Raw genomic sequence first — 18,604 nt, forward strand, 5'->3', positions numbered from 1 at the left:
ATGGCCGACACGAACCCGGACCAGCAGGAGAAGCTGCTGGCCTACCTGAAGCGCGCCACGGCGGAGCTGCGCGACGCGAATCGCCGCGTGCGCGACCTGGAGGAGCGCGCGGCCGAGCCGGTCGCGGTGATCGGCATGGCCTGCCGGTACCCCGGCGGCGTGCGCTCCCCGGAAGACCTCTGGGAGCTCGTCGCGTCCGGCACGGACGCACTCGGCCCGCTGCCCACGGACCGCGGCTGGGGCACGCCGGAGGCGTCCGCCGCCGCGTCACGCGGCGGATTCGTCTACGACGCGGGCGAGTTCGACGCCGCCCTGTTCGGCATCAGCCCCCGGGAGGCCGCCGCCACCGACCCGCAGCAGCGGCTGCTCCTGGAGGCCTCGTGGGAGGCGGTCGAACGGGCCGGCATCGACATCCGCACCCTGCGCGGCGGACGGACCGGCGTCTTCGCCGGCACGATGTACCACGACTATCCGTCGGTGATCGACCCCGCGGCGCTCGAGGGCTACATGGGTACGGCCAACGCCGGCAGCGTCCTCTCCGGCCGCGTCTCCTACACCTTCGGGCTGCAGGGCCCGGCGGTCACGGTCGACACCGCGTGCTCGTCGTCGCTGGTCGCCCTGCACCTGGCGGCACAGGCACTACGCGCCGGCGAGTGCGACCTCGCCCTGGCCGGCGGGGTCACCGTGATGTCCGCGCCCACGATGTTCTCGGGCTTCGGCTTCGAGGAGGGCAGTGCCGCCGACGGCCGCTGCAAGTCCTTCGCCGCCGCGGCCGACGGCACGGGCTGGGGCGAGGGTGTCGGCGTACTGCTGGTGGAGCGGCTGTCCGACGCCCGTCGCAACGGGCACCAGGTGCTGGCCGTGGTGCGCGGCTCGGCCGTCAACCAGGACGGTGCGTCCAGCGGCTTGACCGCGCCGAACGGTCCCGCGCAGCAGCGGGTGATCCGGGCCGCGCTGGCGTCGGCCGGGCTGACGCCCTCCGACGTGGACGTGGTCGAGGCGCACGGTACGGGCACGACACTGGGCGACCCGATCGAGGCGCAGGCGCTGCTCGCCACGTACGGCCAGGACCGGGACCCGGAACGGCCACTGTGGCTCGGGTCGGTGAAGTCCAACATCGGGCACTCCCAGGCCGCCGCCGGTGTCGCCGGAGTCATCAAGATGGTGCAGGCGATCCGCCGGGGAGTGCTCCCGGTGACGCTGCACGTGGACGAGCCGACCCGGCAGGTGGACTGGTCTGCGGGTGCGGTCGAGCTGTTGACCGAGGCGCGTCCCTGGCCGGAGACGGGCCGGCCGCGCCGGGCCGGTGTCTCCTCGTTCGGGGTGAGCGGCACCAACGCCCACGTCGTCCTGGAGGCGGCGCCGGCCGACGAGCCGACGGAACCGCCGCCCGTCCTGCCCGGGGCCCGGCCCTTCCTGCTGTCGGGCCGTTCGGCCGCCGCGCTGTGCGCGCAGGCCGCCCGCCTGCTCGAACCGGCAGGCGTACACGAACCGGCGGACCTGGCCTACTCGCTGGCGACGGGGCGGGCGGCGTTGGAGCATCGGGCGGTCGTCGTGGGTGGCGACCGTGAGGAGCTGCTGGCCGGACTGCGTGCGCTGGCTGCGGGGGAGTCCTCTGCGCAGGTCGTCTCCGGAGTGGTGCGCGGTGGGAAGACGGCTTTCCTGTTCTCGGGTCAGGGTGCGCAGCGGGTGGGGATGGGGCGTGAGCTGTACGAGGCGTTCCCGGTGTTCGCGGACGCGTTCGACGCGGTGTGTGCGCGGGTGGATCTCGAACGGCCTTTGCGGGAGGTGGTGTTCGGGGAGGATGCGGAGCTGCTGGCCCGGACGGTGTATGCGCAGCCTGCGCTGTTCGCGGTCGAGGTGGCGTTGTTCCGGCTGGTGGAGTCCTGGGGTGTGACCCCGGATGTGCTGGTGGGTCATTCGATCGGTGAGCTGGCTGCCGCGCACTGCGCCGGGGTGCTGTCCCTGGACGACGCGTGTGCTCTCGTCTCCGCGCGTGGCCGGCTGATGGACGCGTTGCCGTCGGGCGGTGCGATGCTGGCCGTGGAGGCGGCCGAGGACGGGCTGGAGCTGCCCGAAGGGGTGGACCTGGCGGCCGTGAACGGGCCCATGTCGGTGACCGTTTCCGGTGACGCCGATGCGATCGCGGTGCTGGAGGAGCGGCTCCGGGCACAGGGCGTACGGGTCAAGCGGCTGACCGTCTCGCACGCGTTCCACTCGCACCTGATGGAGCCGATGCTCGACGAGTTCGCCACCGTCGCGAAGTCGCTGACGTACAACCCCCCGACCATCCCGGTCCTCGCCACGGCGCCCGGCGACATGACGACCCCGGACTACTGGGTCGCCCAGATCCGCGAGCCCGTCCGCTTCGCCGACGCGGTGTCCTCGCTCGCCGATGTGCGGGCCTTCCTCGAACTCGGCCCGGACGGCACCCTGTCCGCCCTCGTCCCGCACGTCGTCGAGGACGCGACCACCCTCCCCGCACAGCGTGCGGGGAGTGACGGCGTACGGGCGCTGCTCGCCGCCGTTGCCGGGGCGCACGCGCATGGAGCGGACGTCGACTGGCGGGCCGTCTTCGGCTGCCTCGGCGGGCGTGCCGTGGACCTGCCGACGTACGCCTTCCAGCACCAGAAGTACTGGCCGCTGCCCGCACCGGGCGGGTGGGGCGGGACCGGCGAGGCGGTCGTCGACGACGCCTTCTGGTCCACCGTCCGTCGCGGTGACGCGGAAGCCCTGGCCGGGCTCCTCGGCGTCGACGGCGACGAGGACCGCGAGCGGCTCGGCGATGTACTGCCGGTGCTCGCGGGCTGGCACGGCCGGTCGCGCGCCCGGGACCTGCGGTACCGCGCGGAGTGGTGCCCCATCGCCGTCCCCGCCGACCCGGTCCTGCTGGGCGGCTGGCTGGTGCTGGCCCGCCCCGGGCACGAGGAGACCGCGGCCGAGTGCGCCGAGGCGATCCGGCGCTGCGGCGGTACTCCGCATCTGAAGGTGCTCGACCCGGCCGATACGGCGGCGGGTCTGCGTGAGGCGGCCGAGGCCGAACAGCCCTGGACGGGTGTGCTGTCGCTGCTCGGCCTGGACGACGAGACCGCTGTGGCCGACGGACTCGCCCTCGTCCAGGCGCTTTCCGGCACCGGGACGCGGCTGTGGTGTGTCACCCGTGGCGCCGCCGCGCTCCCCGGCGAGGAGCCCCCGGGCCCGGGCGGCCACGCGCTGTGGGCGCTGGGCCGGGTGGCCGCGCTGGAACACTCGCCGCTGTGGGGCGGCCTGATCGACCTGCCCCCGGCCGGAGTGTCGGGGACCGCGCTGGCCGCCGTTCTCACCGGGATCACGGGTGAGGACCAGGTCGCCCTCCGGGACACCCCGCTCGTGCGGCGGCTGGCCCCCGCGCCCCCGGTCACCGCCGCACCCTGGCGCCCGAGGGGCACCGTGCTCATCACCGGCGGGACCGGCGCGCTCGGGGCGCACGTCGCCCGGTGGGCGGCGCGCAACGGCGCCGAGCGGCTGGTCCTGGCCGGCCGGCGCGGACCCGACGCGCCCGGCGCCTCTGAACTCGTCGCTGAGCTGGCGGAACTGGGGGCGCCGACCTCCGTGGTCGCCTGCGATCTCGCCGACCGGGACGCGGTCGCCGCGCTGTTGGCCGAGCACCCGCCGAACGCGGTCGTGCACGCCGCGGGCGTCGGAGGACTGGGCGTACTGCCGGAGCTGACCGAGGACGACCTGACGGCGGCACGGGCGGGCAAGGCCGATGGCGCCGAGCACCTGGACGAGCTCTGCGGCGACCTCGACGCCTTCGTGCTCTTCGGCTCGGTGGCCGCCACCTGGGGCGGTGCCGGACAGGCCGCCTACGCCGCCGCCAACGCCCGCCTCGACGCGCTGGCGCTGCGGCGGGCCGCCCGGGGCGCGTCCGCGACCTGTGTCGCCTGGGGCGCCTGGCGCGGAGCGGGCATGGCCGGGGGAGCGGAGAGCGAACTCGCGCGCCGGGGCGTCCTCGCCATGGACCCGGACGTGGCGCTGCACGCTCTCGCCGATGCGGTGGCGGACACCGCGCCCACCGTGACCGTGGCCGGCGTCGACTGGCCCGCCTTCGCCCGGGCCTTCTCCTCCGCCCGGCCCAGCCCCCTGCTGGCCGGCCTGGCGGGCGGCGACGACTCCGCCGGGACCGAGACGCCCGAGGAGGCCGGCGACCTGCGGGAGAGGCTGCTGGCTCTGCCGTCGTACGACAGGCTCGACACCGCCGTGGACCTCGTACGGGCGCAGGCCGCACTCGTGCTGGGCCACGCGGACAGCGGGGAGGTGGAACCAGGCCGGGCCTTCCGGGACCTCGGCTTCGACTCGCTCACCGCGGTGGAGATGCGCAACCGCCTCAACGCCGCCACCGGCCTGCCGCTGACCGCCACCGTGGTCTTCGACTACCCGACGCCCGCCGAACTCGCCGCACATCTCCTGGAGGAGTGCGGCATGGCATCGGACTCCGGCACGGACACGGCCGGTACGGAGGGCACGGACACGGGCTCCGCCGAGCAGCGCATCCGCGCCGCGCTGGCCCGGGTGCCGCTGTCCCGGCTCCGGGAGGCCGGGCTGCTCGAACCCCTGCTGCGCATGGCGGGGGAGGAACCGGACGACGCGAGCACAGCGACAGCGCATCCGGTGGACGAACTGGACGGCGAGGCCCTGCTGAGTCTCGTCGCCGCCGACGACGGGGAGTACTGACCATGACCGCGCCCGCCGACGGACGCTACGTCGAAGCCCTGCGCACGCTGGTCAAGGAGAACGACCGGCTCAAGACCCGCAACCGCGAACTGGCCGTCGCCGGGCACGAACCGGTCGCCATCGTCGGGATGGCCTGCCGCCTCCCCGGCGGCATCGACTCGCCCGAGGCGCTGTGGGACCTGGTGTCCGCGGGCGGTGACGGGATCAGCGACTTCCCCGCCGACCGCGGCTGGGACCTGGGCGCCCTCTACGACCCGGACTCGCGCGGAGAAGGTACCTCCTACTCCCGCCAGGGCGGCTTCGTCCACGACGCGGGCTGCTTCGACGCGGACTTCTTCGGCATCTCCCCGCGCGAGGCCCAGGCGATGGACCCGCAGCAGCGCCTGGTCCTGGAGGCCTCCTGGGAGGCCATCGAGCGGGCCGGGATCGCCCCCCAGGGGGTCAGGGGCACGCCGGTCGGCGTGTACGTCGGGGCCGCGTCCTCCGGCTACGGCACCGGTGTGCCCGTCGCCGAGGAGGCGGCGGGCTATGCGCTGACCGGTACGGCGACCAGCGTGCTGTCCGGCCGGATCGCCTACAGCCTCGGCCTGGAAGGGCCCGCGGTCACGGTGGACACCGCGTGCTCGTCGTCCCTGGTGGCGCTGCACCTGGCGATGCAGGCGCTGCGCCGGGGCGAATGCACCATGGCGCTCGCGGGCGGGGTGACCGTGATCGCGACCCCGGCCGCGTTCGTCGAGTTCAGCAGGCAGCGCGGGCTGGCCCGCGACGGCCGTTGCAAGGCGTTCGCGGCCGCGGCGGACGGCACCGGCTGGAGCGAGGGCGCCGGAATGGTGCTGCTGGAGAAGCTGTCCGACGCGCGCCGCGCCGGCCACCGGGTGCTGGCCGTGCTGCGCGGCTCGGCGGTCAACTCGGACGGTGCCTCCAACGGTCTCACCGCCCCCAACGGCCCTGCTCAGCGACGCGTCGTCCTGGACGCGCTGGCCGCCGCCCGCCTCTCGGCCGCCGAGGTGGACGCGGTGGAGGGCCACGGCACCGGCACCACCCTCGGCGACCCGATCGAGGCCAAGGCGCTGCTGGCCACGTACGGCAAGGACCGCGACCGCGAAGAGCCCCTGTGGCTGGGCTCGCTGAAGTCCAACATCGGGCACACGCAGGCCGCTTCCGGCGTCGCCGGGGTCATCAAGATGGTGCAGGCGATGCGGCACGGCGTGCTGCCCCGCACGCTGCACGTGGACGCGCCCAGTCCGCACGTGGACTGGTCGGCGGGTGCGGTGGAACTGCTCACCGAGAACCGGCCGTGGCCCGACACCGGGCGGCCGCCGAGGGCGGGCGTCTCCTCGTTCGGGGTGAGCGGCACCAACGCGCACGTGATCCTGGAGGGCGCGCCGGCCGAGGAGGAGGCGGCGGAGGCGGAGACCGGCCCGGGGCAGGAGCGGGGCGCCGTGCCGTCCGTCGTGCCGGCCGCTGTGCCGTCCGTCGTGCCCTGGGTGCTTTCCGGGCGCGACGCGGATTCGCTGCGCGCCCAGGCGGAGCGGCTGCACGCCCACGTCGCCGCCCGGCCCGAACTCGCCGCCGCCGATCTCGCCGTCTCGCTCGCCACCACCCGGTCCGCCCTGGACCACCGCGCCGTCGTCCTCGGTGCCGACCGCGGTGAGCTGCTGGACGGGCTGCACGCGCTGGCCGCCTCCGGAACCGCGCCCCAGGCCGTCACGGACACTGCGCGAGCGGGCCGAACGGCCTTCCTCTTCTCGGGGCAGGGCTCCCAATGGGCCGGAATGGGGCGGGGACTGGACACCTTCCCGGTCTTCGCGGACGCCTTCGCGGCGGCATGCCGTGCGGCAGGTCTTGATTCCGGGGCGTTCAGCGACGGTCCGGCGCTGGAACGGACCGGTACCACCCAGCGCGCGCTGTTCGCGCTGGAAGTGGCGCTGTTCCGGCTCGCCGAGTCCTGGGGTCTGATACCACGTCACCTGGTCGGGCACTCCGTCGGCGAGCTTGCCGCCGCGCACTGCGCCGGCGTGTTGTCGCTGGAGGACGCCGGCACACTCGTCGCCGCGCGGGCGCGGTTGATGGACGCGCTGCCGTCGGGCGGCGCGATGCTGGCCGTGGAGGCGGCCGAGGGTGAGCTGGAGCTGCCCGAGGGCGTGGACCTCGCGGCCGTGAACGGGCCCACCTCGGTGACGGTTTCCGGTGACGCGGAGGCGATCGCGGTGCTGGAGGAGCGGCTGCGCTCCGAGGGCGTACGGGTGAAGCGGCTGGCCGTCTCGCACGCGTTCCACTCGCACCTGATGGAGCCGATGCTCGACGAGTTCGCCGCCGTCGCGAAGTCGTTGACGTACAACGCCCCGACGATCCCGGTCGTCGCCACGGCGCCGGGCGATCTGGCGACGCCGGAGTACTGGGTCGGACAGATCCGTGAGCCCGTCCGGTTCGCCGACGCCGTACGGACGCTGCGGGACAAGGGAGTCACCCGCTTCGTGGAGGTGGGCCCGGACGGGGTGCTCACCGCCGCGGCCCGCTCCTGCCCGGACGCGGACGACGACGTGACATGCATCGCCCTGCAGCGCGCCGGTCGCGAGCCGGTCGGCGCGTGGTGGCGCGGCATCGCCGCCGCACACGCCGCGGGGGCGGCGCTCGACTGGCAGGCGATCACAGCAGACTGGGGCGGCCGGGTCGTCGACCTGCCGACGTACGCCTTCCGGCGCGAGCACTACTGGTCCGTGCCGCCCGCCCCCGAGACCGGTGGTCCGGCGAGCTGGCGGTACGCCGACACCTGGGAGCCGCTGCCGGAGGCCGAGACGCCCGCGCTGCACGGCACTTGGCAGATCCTGGCCGACGTCGCAGCGGACGTCGAAGCCGACGCCGGTGACGGGCCCGACGCCGGTGACGGGCCCGGCGCCGACGCGGCCTTCCGCCGACTGGTCACCTGGTGCGCCGAGGCACTGCGCGCACACGGGGCGACCGTCACCTTCGGCGCCGTACCCGATCCGTCCGCCGACGGTCTGGTCCTCCCGTACGACCCCCGCCCGCATCCCGTGCACCCGGAGCTGTCGCGGGGGCTGGCCGCGCTGCCCGGCGTGGTACGCGGGGACGGCGCCCCCGTCTGGGCGCTCACCCAGGGGGCGGTGGCGGCCGGCGACGGCGAGCCCGCCGACCCGGGCGCGGCACAGCTGTGGGCGATGGGCCGGGTGGCCGCGCTGGAACGGCCGCACCGCTGGGGCGGCGCGCTCGATCTGCCGGAGGACCCCGGCGAGGACGCCGCGCACCACATGGCCGCCGTGCTCGCCGGCACGCACCGGGGCGAGGACCAGGTGGCCGTGCGAGCGAGCGGCGCCCTCGCCCGACGGCTCGCGCCGGCGCTCCCGCGCCCCGCCACGCCCTGGCGGCCACGGGGCACCGTGCTCGTCACCGGCGGCACCGGGGCGCTCGGCGCACACGTCGCCCGCTGGCTCGCGGGCCGCGGCGCACCGCACCTGGTACTGGCCGGCCGGCGCGGCGCCGAAGCGCCGGGCATGGCCGAACTGACCGCCGAACTCACCGCGGCCGGGACCGAGGTCACCGTCGCCGCCTGCGACGTCGGCGACCGTGCCGCTCTCGACGCCCTGCTGGCCGAGCACCCGCCGAACGCCGTGGTGCACGCCGCCGGAAGCGGCGAGTTCGGCACGCTCTCCGACGTCTCGGAGAAGGACATCGCCCAGGTGCTGGCCGCCAAGGTCACCGGCGCCCTGCACCTCGACGACGCGCTGCGGACCGCCGACCTCGACGCCTTCGTCCTGTTCTCCTCGGTCTCCGGCGTCTGGGGCAGCGGCGGCCAGGGAGCCTACGCGGCGGCGAACGCCGCCCTGGACGCGATCGCCCTGCGGCGCGCCGCAGGCGGACTGCCCGCCACCTCGGTGGCGTGGGGACCGTGGGCCGGCAGCGGCATGGCGGGTGCCGCGGACACCGCCGACTACCTGCGGCGGCGCGGCCTGCGCGCCATGGACCCGGCGCAGGCGCTCGAAGCGCTGGGCGCGGCCGTGGACGGCGGGGACGTGTGCGTGGCCGTGGCCGACATGGACTGGGCCCGCTTCGTGCCGGCCGTCACCTCCGTACGGCCCCAGCGGCTCTTCGACCGCCTCACCGTCACCCTGCCGCGGGGTGAAGCGGCCGGACCGGCGACCGAGCGGAACCCCGGTGCGGTTTCCGCGACGGTGGCCCGCCTCGCCGCACTCGCCCCCAAGGAGCGGCGGCGCGAGCTGGCCGAACTGGTCCGCGGGCACGTCGCCGCCGTGCTCGGCCACCGCGACACCGAAGCCGTCGGTCCCCGCCGGGCCTTCACCGACCTGGGGTTCGACTCCCTGACAGCCGTCGAGCTGCGCGACCGGCTGGCCGAGGCCACCGGCCTCGTCCTGCCCGCCACCGTCGTCTTCGACCACCCCACCCCGGACGCGCTGGCCGGCCACCTCGACGACCTCGTGCGAGGTACCGACGGCGACGAGGCCGACACGGCGACCAGGGCCGCGGTCTCCGACGCCGAGCCCATCGCGATCGTCGGCATGGCCTGTCGCTTCCCCGGTGACATCAGCTCGCCGGACGGGCTGTGGCGCCTGGTCGCCGAGGGCCGCGACGGCATCTCCGGGTTCCCCGGCGACCGGGGCTGGGACACCGAGCGGCTGTACGACCCCGAGGGCGGCGCGGGTGCCTCGTACGTCCGCGAGGGCGGATTCCTCCGCGACGTCGCCGAGTTCGACGCCCGCTTCTTCGGCCTCTCGCCGCGCGAGGCGCTCGCCATGGATCCGCAACAGCGGCTCATGCTCCAGACCGCGTGGGAGGTGTTCGAGCAGGCGGGCATCGACCCGGAGGCGCTGCGCGGCACCGACACCGGGGTGTTCGCGGGCACCAACGGCCAGGACTATCCGGTGCTGCTCGCCGGCGACCCCGAGGTCAGCGAGGGACACCAGGGCGCCGGCAACGCCGCGGCCGTGCTCTCCGGCCGGGTGGCCTACAGCTTCGGCTTCGAGGGTCCCACCCTCACGGTGGACACCGCGTGCTCGTCGTCGCTGGTGGCGCTCCACCTGGCGGTGCGGGCGCTGCGGGCCGGGGAATGCTCGATGGCCCTCGCCGGCGGCGTGACCGTCATGTCCACGCCGACCGCCTTCGTGGAGTTCAGCCGGCAGCTCGGGCTGGCCGCCGACGGCCGCTGCAAGTCCTTCGCCGCCGCGGCCGACGGCACGGGCTGGGGCGAGGGTGTCGGCGTACTGCTGGTGGAGCGGCTGTCCGACGCCCGTCGCAACGGGCACCAGGTGCTGGCCGTGGTGCGCGGCTCGGCCGTCAACCAGGACGGCGCGTCCAACGGCCTGAGCGCCCCCAGCGGACCCGCGCAGCGACGTGTGATCCGCCGGGCGCTCGCCGACGCCGACCTGAGGCCGTCGGATGTGGACGCGGTGGAGGCGCACGGTACGGGCACGAAGCTCGGCGACCCGATCGAGGCGCAGGCGCTGCTCGCCACGTACGGCCAGGACCGTGCGGAACCGCTGTGGCTGGGCTCGCTGAAGTCCAACATCGGGCACACGCAGGCGGCTTCGGGCGTCGCCGGGGTGATCAAGATGGTGCAGGCGATGCGGCACGGCACGCTGCCCGCGACCCTGCACGTCGACGCGCCGACCCCCGAGGCCGACTGGTCTGCGGGTGCGGTCGAGCTGTTGACCGAGGCGCGTCCCTGGCCGGAGACGGGCCGGCCGCGCCGGGCCGGTGTCTCCTCGTTCGGGGTGAGCGGCACCAACGCCCACGTCGTCCTGGAGGCGGCGCCGGCCGACGAGCCGGCGGAGCCGGAGGCGACGGACGGAACGCCGCCGGAGGATGCGCCGCTGCTGCCGCTGCTGCTCTCCGCCCGTACGGCGGATGCGCTGCCCGCGCAGGCCGAGCGGCTGCGCGAAGCCCTGGCCGGGAAGCGGCTCGCCGACGTCGCGTACTCACTGGCGACCACCAGGGGCATGCTGGAGCACCGCGCGGTGGTCCTCGCGGCGGACGGCGGGAGCGCGACGACCGCGCTGCGGGACCTCGGCAACGCCGTGGCCGGACGGGCCGCACCCGACGTACCGCGCCTGGCGTTGCTGTTCTCGGGTCAGGGTGCGCAGCGGGTCGGTATGGGGCGTGAGCTGTACGACGCCTTCCCGGTGTTCGCGGACGCGTTCGACGCGGTGTGTGCGCGGGTGGATCTCGAACTGCCTTTGCGTGAGGTGGTGTTCGGGGAGGATGCGGAGCTGCTGGCCCGGACGGTGTATGCGCAGCCTGCGCTGTTCGCGGTCGAGGTGGCGTTGTTCCGGCTGGTGGAGTCCTGGGGTGTGACCCCGGATGTGCTGGTGGGTCATTCGATCGGTGAGCTGGCCGCCGCGCATGTGGCCGGGGTGCTGTCGCTGGACGACGCGTGTGTCCTGGTCTCGGCGCGTGGTCGGCTGATGGACGCGTTGCCGTCGGGCGGTGCGATGCTGGCCGTGGAGGTGGCCGAGGACGGGCTGGAGCTGCCCGAAGGGGTGGATCTGGCGGCCGTGAACGGGCCCATGTCGGTGACCGTTTCCGGTGACGTCGATGCGATCGCGGTGCTGGAGGAGCGGCTCCGGGCTGAGAACGTACGGGTGAAGCGGCTGACCGTCTCGCACGCGTTCCACTCGCGTCTGATGGAGCCGATGCAGGCCGAGTTCGCCGCCGTCGCGGAATCGTTGACGTACAACCCCCCGACGATCTCCGTCGTCACCACGGCGCCCGGAGACCTGGCGACGCCGGACTACTGGGTCGGCCAGATCCGCGAGCCCGTCCGCTTCGCCGACGCGATCGCCTCCCTCACCGACGTGCGGGTCTTCCTCGAACTCGGGCCCGACGGCACCCTCTCCGCCCTCGTCCCGCACATCCGCGAGGACGCGACCACCGTGCCCGCCCTGCGCTCGGGGCACGGCGAGGATGCGGCCCTGCTGCGCGCCCTGGCCGGCCTGCACGTGCACGGGGTGCCCGTGGACTGGGTCGCTCTGCTCGCGCCAGCCGGCGGCCGGCGGGTCGAGCTGCCCACCTATGCCTTCGCGCCCGAGCGTTATTGGCCGTCGGTCTCTGCGCTCCCCGGCGACATGGTGTCCGCCGGACTGGGGGAGACCGGGCATCCCGTCCTCGCCGCAGGTGTGGAACTCGCCGACGACGGAGGCCTGGTGTTCGCCGGGCGGCTCTCCGTCCGCACGCACCCCTGGCTCGCCCAGCACCGGGTGCACGGCCGGATCGTGGTTCCCGGCACGGCGTTCGTCGATCTCGCGGTGCGCGCCGGCGACCAGGCGGGCTGCGACGTCCTGGACGAGCTGGTCCTGCACACCCCCCTGGTGCTCACGGAGGAGGAGTCCGTCCAGCTCCAGGTCCTGGTCGGTGCTCCGGACGAGGACGGGGCGCGTGAGCTCACCGTCCACTCGCGCCTCTCCGACGGCACCGGCTGGTACGGGCAGCCATGGACGCGGCACGCCTCCGGCACCCTGCGTACCGCGGCCCCCGTGGCCGCCTCGGCGTCGTCCTGGCCCCCGGACGGCGGCCACGCCGTGACGCTCGACGAGCTGTACCCGGCGCTGGCCGGTGCCGGGCTGGAGTACGGCCCGGTGTTCCAGGGGCTGCGCGGGGTCTGGCGCGCGGGCGAGGACCTCTGGGCCGAGGTCGTCCTGCCGGAACAGGCGCACAGGGACGCCGGCCGCTTCGGGCTGCACCCGGCCCTGCTCGACGCGGCGCTGCACGCGCTCGCCGTCCGTGTGGTCGAGGCGGACGGGCCCGCGGGACCGCCCGGACTCCCGTTCTCCTGGTCGCAGGTCACCCTGGCGGCCTCCGGCGCCACCACGCTCCGCGTGCGGCTCTCGCCGCGCGGCGACGACGCGGTGCAGCTGCTGGCCCTCGACCCCGGAGGCCGGACGGTCCTCTCCGTCGGGAGTGTCGTGCTGCGGCCCCTCGCCGCGGACGCACCGGCGGGCGCCGCGGTGGCCCGGCCGGTGCACCGCGTGGACTGGGTCCCGCTCCCCGAACCGGCGCCCGCCCGGGCCACCTGGGCCGTCGTGGGACCCGACCCGTACGGCGCGGCCGACGCGCTCACCGCTCTCGGGACCGACTGCGTACGGGCTGCCGACACCACGTCGGCCTCGGCCGACGTGCTCCTGGTCACCTCGGCGCCCGCCGACGGGGCCGGCGGCCTGGACGACACCGACGCGCGGGTGTGCGCGACGCTCGCCACCGTCCAGGAGTTCCTGGCCCGCGCCGACGTCGACGCCACCCTCGTACTGCTCACCCGGGGAGCCGTCGCGGCCGAGCCGGGCGACGACCTGCCCGACGTGTCGGGTGCCGCCGTACGAGGGCTGCTGCGCAGCGTGCAGTCGGAGCACCCCGGGCGCGTGCTGCTGGTGGACGTCGATGCCGACCCGTGGACGGCGCTTGCGGCCGTGCCCGGCGCGGACGAACCGGAACTCGCCGTGCGCGGCGGCCGGTTGTACGCGGCACGCCTGGCACCTGTCACCGACCGCACCCTCCAGGCTCCTGAAGGGGCGTGGCGGGTGGGGGTGTCGGTGCGGGGTGCGGTGGAGAACGTGGCTTTGGTGGCGGCGCCGGATGTGGTGGAGCCGTTGGGTGTGGGTGAGGTGCGGGTTGCGGTGCGTGCGGCGGGGGTGAATTTCCGTGATGTGCTGAATGTGCTGGGGATGTATCCGGGTGAGGTGGCGGTGGGTGGTGAGGCCGCTGGTGTGGTGGTGGAGGTGGGGCCGGGGGTTTCCCGGTGTGTGGTGGGGGACCGGGTGTTGGGGTTCTTCGGTGGGGCGATGGGTCCGTTGGCGGTGACGGATGAGCGGTTGGTGGCTCCGGTTCCGGCGGGTTGGTCGTTTGTGGAGGCGGCGGCGGTGCCGATCGCTTTTGCGACGGCGTATTACGCGTTGGTGGATCTGGCGGGGTTGTGTGCTGGTGAGCGGGTGTTGGTGCATGCGGTTGCCGGTGGTGTGGGGATGGCGGCGGTGCAGGTTGCTCGTCATCTGGGGGCGGAGGTGTTCGGGACGGCTTCGCCTGGCAAGTGGTGGGTGACGGGTCTGGGGGCGGAGTGTCTGGCGTCGTCGCGGGATGTGTCGTTCGAGGGGGTGTTCCGGGAGCGGACCGGTGGGCGTGGGGTGGATGTGGTTCTCAACGCGTTGGCTGGTGAGTTCGTGGATGCGTCGGCCCGGTTGTTGGTTCCGGGTGGGCGGTTTGTGGAGATGGGCAAGGCGGATGTGCGTGATCCGGGGTCCATGGGTGGGTGTGTTTATCGGGCGTTCGATCTGGGTGAGGCGGGGCCGGAGCGGATCGGGGAGATCCTGCGTGAGGTTTTGCGGTTGTTCGCCGAGGGTGTGTTCGTGTTGCCGCCGGTGCGGGTGTTCGATGTGCGGCGGGCTGCGGATGCGTTCCGTTTCGTGGGTCAGGCGCGTCATGTGGGCAAGGTCGTGCTGTCGGTGGCGCGGGAGTGGGATCCGGCGGGTACGGTCCTGGTCACGGGTGGCACGGGGGCGCTGGGCGCACTCACCGCCCGCCACCTGGCCGCACGCGGCAGCCGTTCGCTCCTTCTGCTGAGCCGCAGCGGTCCCGGCGCCCCCGGCGCCGCCGAGCTGCTGACGGACCTGCGGGCGGCCGGAGCCGACGCCGAGATCGTGGCCTGCGACATCACCGACCCCGTGGCCCTGGCCGACGCGGTGCGTGGCCGGCAGATCTCCTCCGTGTTCCACGTCGCAGGCGTCCTGGACGACGGCGTGGCCACCGCCCTCACCCCCGACCGCGTCGCCCCCGTGCTCGCGGCCAAGGTCACCGCGGCCCGCCATCTGCACGAACTGCTCCCTGACGCCGAGGAGTTCGTTCTCTACTCGTCCGTGTCCGCGGCGCTGGGCACCCCCGGGCAGGGCAACTACGCCGCGGCCAACGCCTACCTGGACGCGCTCGCCCGCCACCGGCACGTCCGTGGACTGCCCGCGCTCTCCCTCGCCTGGGGGCCGTGGGACGTGGGTGCCGGCATGACCGGCACCCTCACCGACGGCGACCGGGAGCGCGCCGCTCGTTCCGGTCTCCCGTTGACCACGGCCGAGGACGGAACGGCCCTGCTCGACGCGGCGCTGTCCGGGGCCGACCCCGCCGTGCTGCCGGGCGCCGTGGACATCGCCGGGTTCACCGGCCGGACGGAGGTGCCGCACCTGCTGCGCGGCCTGGTGCGGGGTCCGCGGCGTACCGCGGTCTCCCCGGCCGGGGAGACCGGCTTCGCCGACCGGCTGCGCGCCCTGCCGGCGGACGAGCAGGCACGGGTGCTGCTGGAGCGGGTGCGGGCGGAGGCGGCCGCCGTGCTCGGGTTCGCCGCGGCAGAGGCCGTGGAGCGGGACCGCCCCTTCAAGGAGCTCGGTTTCGACTCGCTCACCGCGGTGGAACTGCGCAACCGGCTCGGTGCGGTCACCGGTGTCCGGTTGCCCGCCACCCTGGTCTTCGACCACCCCACCCCCGAGGCGCTCGCCGAGCGGCTCGGCACCGAACTGGTGCCACCCGCGCCGGGAGCGGCAGACACGCTGATGGCCGGCCTCGACGAGCTGGAGGCATCGCCCCACGAGCTGTCCGCGGGCGACCGGTCCCGGCTGCGGGTCCGGCTGAGCGCGCTCCTCGCGCGGTGGTCGGACGATCAGGGCGGCGGCCAGGCCCCGGACGAGGACGAGGGCCAGGACGCCGATCTGCGGGCCGCCACCGAGGAGGAGATCTTCGCCCTCATCGACAACGAACTGGAGATCCCGTGACGCTCAGGCGAAGAGATCGCACTTGCGATCGGAACGACACCCCTATAGGGGCGCGTTCGAGGAATTAGGGGGTGTTGACCGTGGACCGCTGCGGGGACCATCGGAGGAGCCGGCCGAGCTGAGCCCCCTCAGCACCCCCCACTCGGTACGCGCGCGGACGTCAGACCGCCGCATTCCGGCCTGTCCTGTGAGCCAACTCGCGAGCGGGACAGGATCGTTGGCAGGATGGCCAGCAGGACCGAGAGGCCCCGCACTCCGCTGGGCCGCCCTGTGTCTCACGTAGAAGGAACGCGGTGGACGACGTAACTCAGCACACGACCATGACGGACACGACCGGTAGGGACTCGGCGAGAGAGGAACCCGCGTTCCGCCTCGAGGGCCTGCACAAGGTGTTCGGGGACTACACGGCGGCGGATCACGTGGATCTCACCGTGCGGCCCGGCTCCTTCTACGGACTTGTCGGACCGAACGGAGCGGGCAAGACCACCACCCTCTCGATGGCCGTCGGCCTCCTCCGGCCCGACGCGGGCACGGCCAAGGTCCACGGCGTCGACATCTGGGAGGAGCCGCTGAAGGCGCGCCGCTTGCTGGGTGTCCTGCCCGACGGGCTGGCCATGCCCGAGCGGCTCACCGGCCGTGAACTGCTCACCTACCTCGGCCAGTTACACGGACTCGACGCCGGCGAGGTGGACCGCCGCGCCGACGAGCTGCTCGCTGTCATGGAGCTCGACGGTTCCGCCGAACGCACCCTGGTGGTGGACTACTCCACCGGTATGCGCAAGAAGGTCGGACTGGCCACGGCCCTGCTGCACGCCCCCCGGATGCTGGTGCTCGACGAGCCCTTCGAGGCGGTCGACCCGGTCTCCGCCGCCACCATCAAGCAGATCCTGCGGCGGTTCGTCGACCGCGGCGGTTCGGTGCTGATCTCCAGCCACGTCATGGCACTCGTCGAAGAGCTGTGCGACACCGTCGGCGTGATGGCCCGGGGCCGCGTCGTCGCGGAGGGGCCGCTGGACGACGTGCGCGGCGGCCGCACGCTCGAGGAGACCTTCGTCGACCTGGTCGGCGTGACGATCGGCGGCGGGGAGGGACTGTCGTGGTTGGCGTCCTGATCCGTATGAAACTGGCCGTGCTGCGCCACAGCACGTCCGACTCCAAGATGGCCCTGAGCGGACTCGGCTGGGCCGCCGGGATCTGCCTCGCCGTCACCACCGTCATCCTGGCGTTCCTCGACTTCTCCCAGCCGCGGATGCTGATGGACGTCCTCGCGGTCACCTTCGCGCTGTGGGCGCTGGGCTGGATCGTCGGCCCGATCTTCGCGGGCGAACCACCCCTCAACGGCGAGCACTTCCACCGCCAGCCGATCCCGCGCCGCACCCTGGCCATGGGCCTGCTCGCCGCCGCGCTGGTCGCCGTCACCACCGCGATCACCGTGCTGGCGTTCGGCGCCATGATCGCCTTCGCCGCCCGGCTGAGCTGGCAGGCCGTCGTGGTGTCGGTCCCCGCGGTGGTCCTGCTCCTGCTGCTCGTGGTGCTGCTGTCCCGGGTGGTCACCCTGCTCTTCCGCGCACTGGCCCGCTCCCGTATCGGCGGTGCCATCACCGCGACCGTCACCGCCGCGATCGTCTCACTGTGCTCCTTCTCCTGGGTCCTGATGATCGGGATCTACCTGCTGCTCGAGTACGGCTTCCCGCCCACCTTCTCCACCGTGGTGCGGGCACTGCCCTCCAGCTGGGGACTGCTCGCCGTCGAGGCGGCAGGCCGCGGCGACTGGCTGTGGACGTTCGGTCCGCTGCTCGCGCTGGCCGTGCTGGTGGCGGCGCTGTTCGCCACATGGAGCGCGCTCCTCGGACCGCAGCGGCTGGCCCGCCCGGTCGTCCGGGGCTCCTCCGCACGCGAGGCCGTACGACGTCGCCCGCTGTTCCGCGGCGACGTGGGGATGATCTGCCTCAAGGAGCTGCGCACCTGGTGGCGCGACCCGATGCGCACCCAGAGCATCGTGCTCGGCCCGGCCTTCGCGGTCATCACCGCGCTGTTCCCGCTGATCTTCGACTTCACCGCCGCGTTCCCGTTCGTCGGCGCGGCCGGCGCGCTGATGGCCGCGGCGACCTGCGCCAACCTCTACGGCCAGGACGGCACCGCGCTCTGGCTGACCCTGACGGTGCCCGGGAAGGAGAAGGCCGACGTCCGCGCACGGCAGCTCGCCTGGCTGGTCGTCTTCGGCCCGCTCACGCTGCTGCTGACGCTTGCCGGATCTCTCGTGCACGGTGACCCCGCCCTGGTGCCGTGGGCGCTCGCGGGCAACCTCGCCGCGCTCGGCGGCGGTTCCGGCCTGCTGATCTGGGCCTCCGTCGCGGTCCTGGTGCCCGGCCCGGACCCGCACAAGAGCAAGAACTCGCCGATGGACCACGGCGACGTCACGGGACAGTCGTTCCTGATGTTCTTCCTGGTCGCGCTGGCCATGTGCCCCGCGCTCGGGGTCGCCTGGGCGGGCCACGCGCTGGAGCAGCCCGCGCTGCTGTGGGCGAGCCTCCCGGTCGCCCTGCTCACGGGTGTGGTCAGCCATGTACTGCTCGGCTCGGTGGCGGCGAAGCAACTGCGGGACAAGGGCCCGGAACTGCTGCACCTGATGCGCTCGGGCGCCCCGGCGTCGACCGCCGTCGGCGAGGACGAGGCCGGCAAGTCCCCGTTCGAGACGATGTCCGCCAAACGCCAGACCCTCCTGTGGACGGCCATGGCCGTCGGCATCCTCGGCCTGTTCCCGCAGGGCCTGGCGCCGCTGGGCATCAAACTCAGCGGCTCCACGGACAAGGTCTGGTTCCTCGCGCTGCACGTCTCCGACCCGTGGCAGTGGCCGGTGATCGTCGCCATGGTCCTGATCGGCGTCACGGGCTTCTGGGCCGCCTACTGGCTCTACCGCGCCGAGAAGAACCGTATCCAGGCGGTGGCCGCGTGAGCCGCGCCCCCCGGTCCGCGCACCTCTGAGCCGGCCGTGCCGCCGCCCCCTGGCCAGGTGGTTTAGGGGCGGCGGCGCGGAGGCTAGGGGTTGGCCGCCCGTCGGGCCCTGGCTAGCGTCCGGAGTGCTTCAGTCGAGGAAGCAGCCGGACCACACGGCT

The 18,604-nt window shown here is 74.2% G+C and carries 4 protein-coding genes; all 4 read left to right on the forward strand.

Annotated elements, in window-relative coordinates; genetic code table 11:
- A complete protein-coding gene (locus tag K1J60_RS47010) occupies nt 1-4,713 on the forward strand; it encodes a type I polyketide synthase (RefSeq protein WP_220652060.1) in 4,713 nt (1,570 codons plus the stop codon).
- A gap of 2 nt (nt 4,714-4,715) precedes the next feature.
- The gene (locus K1J60_RS44945; protein ID WP_220652061.1) at nt 4,716-15,488 is read left to right on the forward strand and encodes a type I polyketide synthase; all 10,773 of its coding nucleotides are present in this window, start codon (nt 4,716-4,718) and stop codon (nt 15,486-15,488) included.
- 320 nt (nt 15,489-15,808) lie between these two features.
- Nucleotides 15,809-16,600 carry an ABC transporter ATP-binding protein gene (locus K1J60_RS44950; RefSeq protein ID WP_220652089.1) on the forward strand — a complete coding sequence of 264 codons (792 nt, stop codon included), beginning with the start codon at nt 15,809-15,811 and terminating at the stop codon, nt 16,598-16,600.
- Nucleotides 16,585-18,444 carry a hypothetical protein gene (locus tag K1J60_RS44955; protein WP_220652062.1) on the forward strand — a complete coding sequence of 620 codons (1,860 nt, stop codon included), beginning with the start codon at nt 16,585-16,587 and terminating at the stop codon, nt 18,442-18,444. Before K1J60_RS44950 ends, K1J60_RS44955 begins: the two co-directional genes overlap by 16 nt.
- The last annotated feature ends 160 nt before the right edge of the window (nt 18,445-18,604 follow it).

The organism is Streptomyces akebiae (assembly GCF_019599145.1).
Lineage (GTDB): Bacteria > Actinomycetota > Actinomycetes > Streptomycetales > Streptomycetaceae > Streptomyces > Streptomyces akebiae.

Bases quoted from the DNA above. Each gene is read 5' to 3' on its own strand.
- K1J60_RS47010 (WP_220652060.1), top strand. From the start codon at position 1: ATGGCCGACACGAACCCGGACCAGCAGGAGAAGCTGCTGGCCTACCTG.
- K1J60_RS44945 (WP_220652061.1), top strand. From the start codon at position 4,716: ATGACCGCGCCCGCCGACGGACGCTACGTCGAAGCCCTGCGCACGCTG.
- K1J60_RS44950 (WP_220652089.1), top strand. From the start codon at position 15,809: ATGACGGACACGACCGGTAGGGACTCGGCGAGAGAGGAACCCGCGTTC.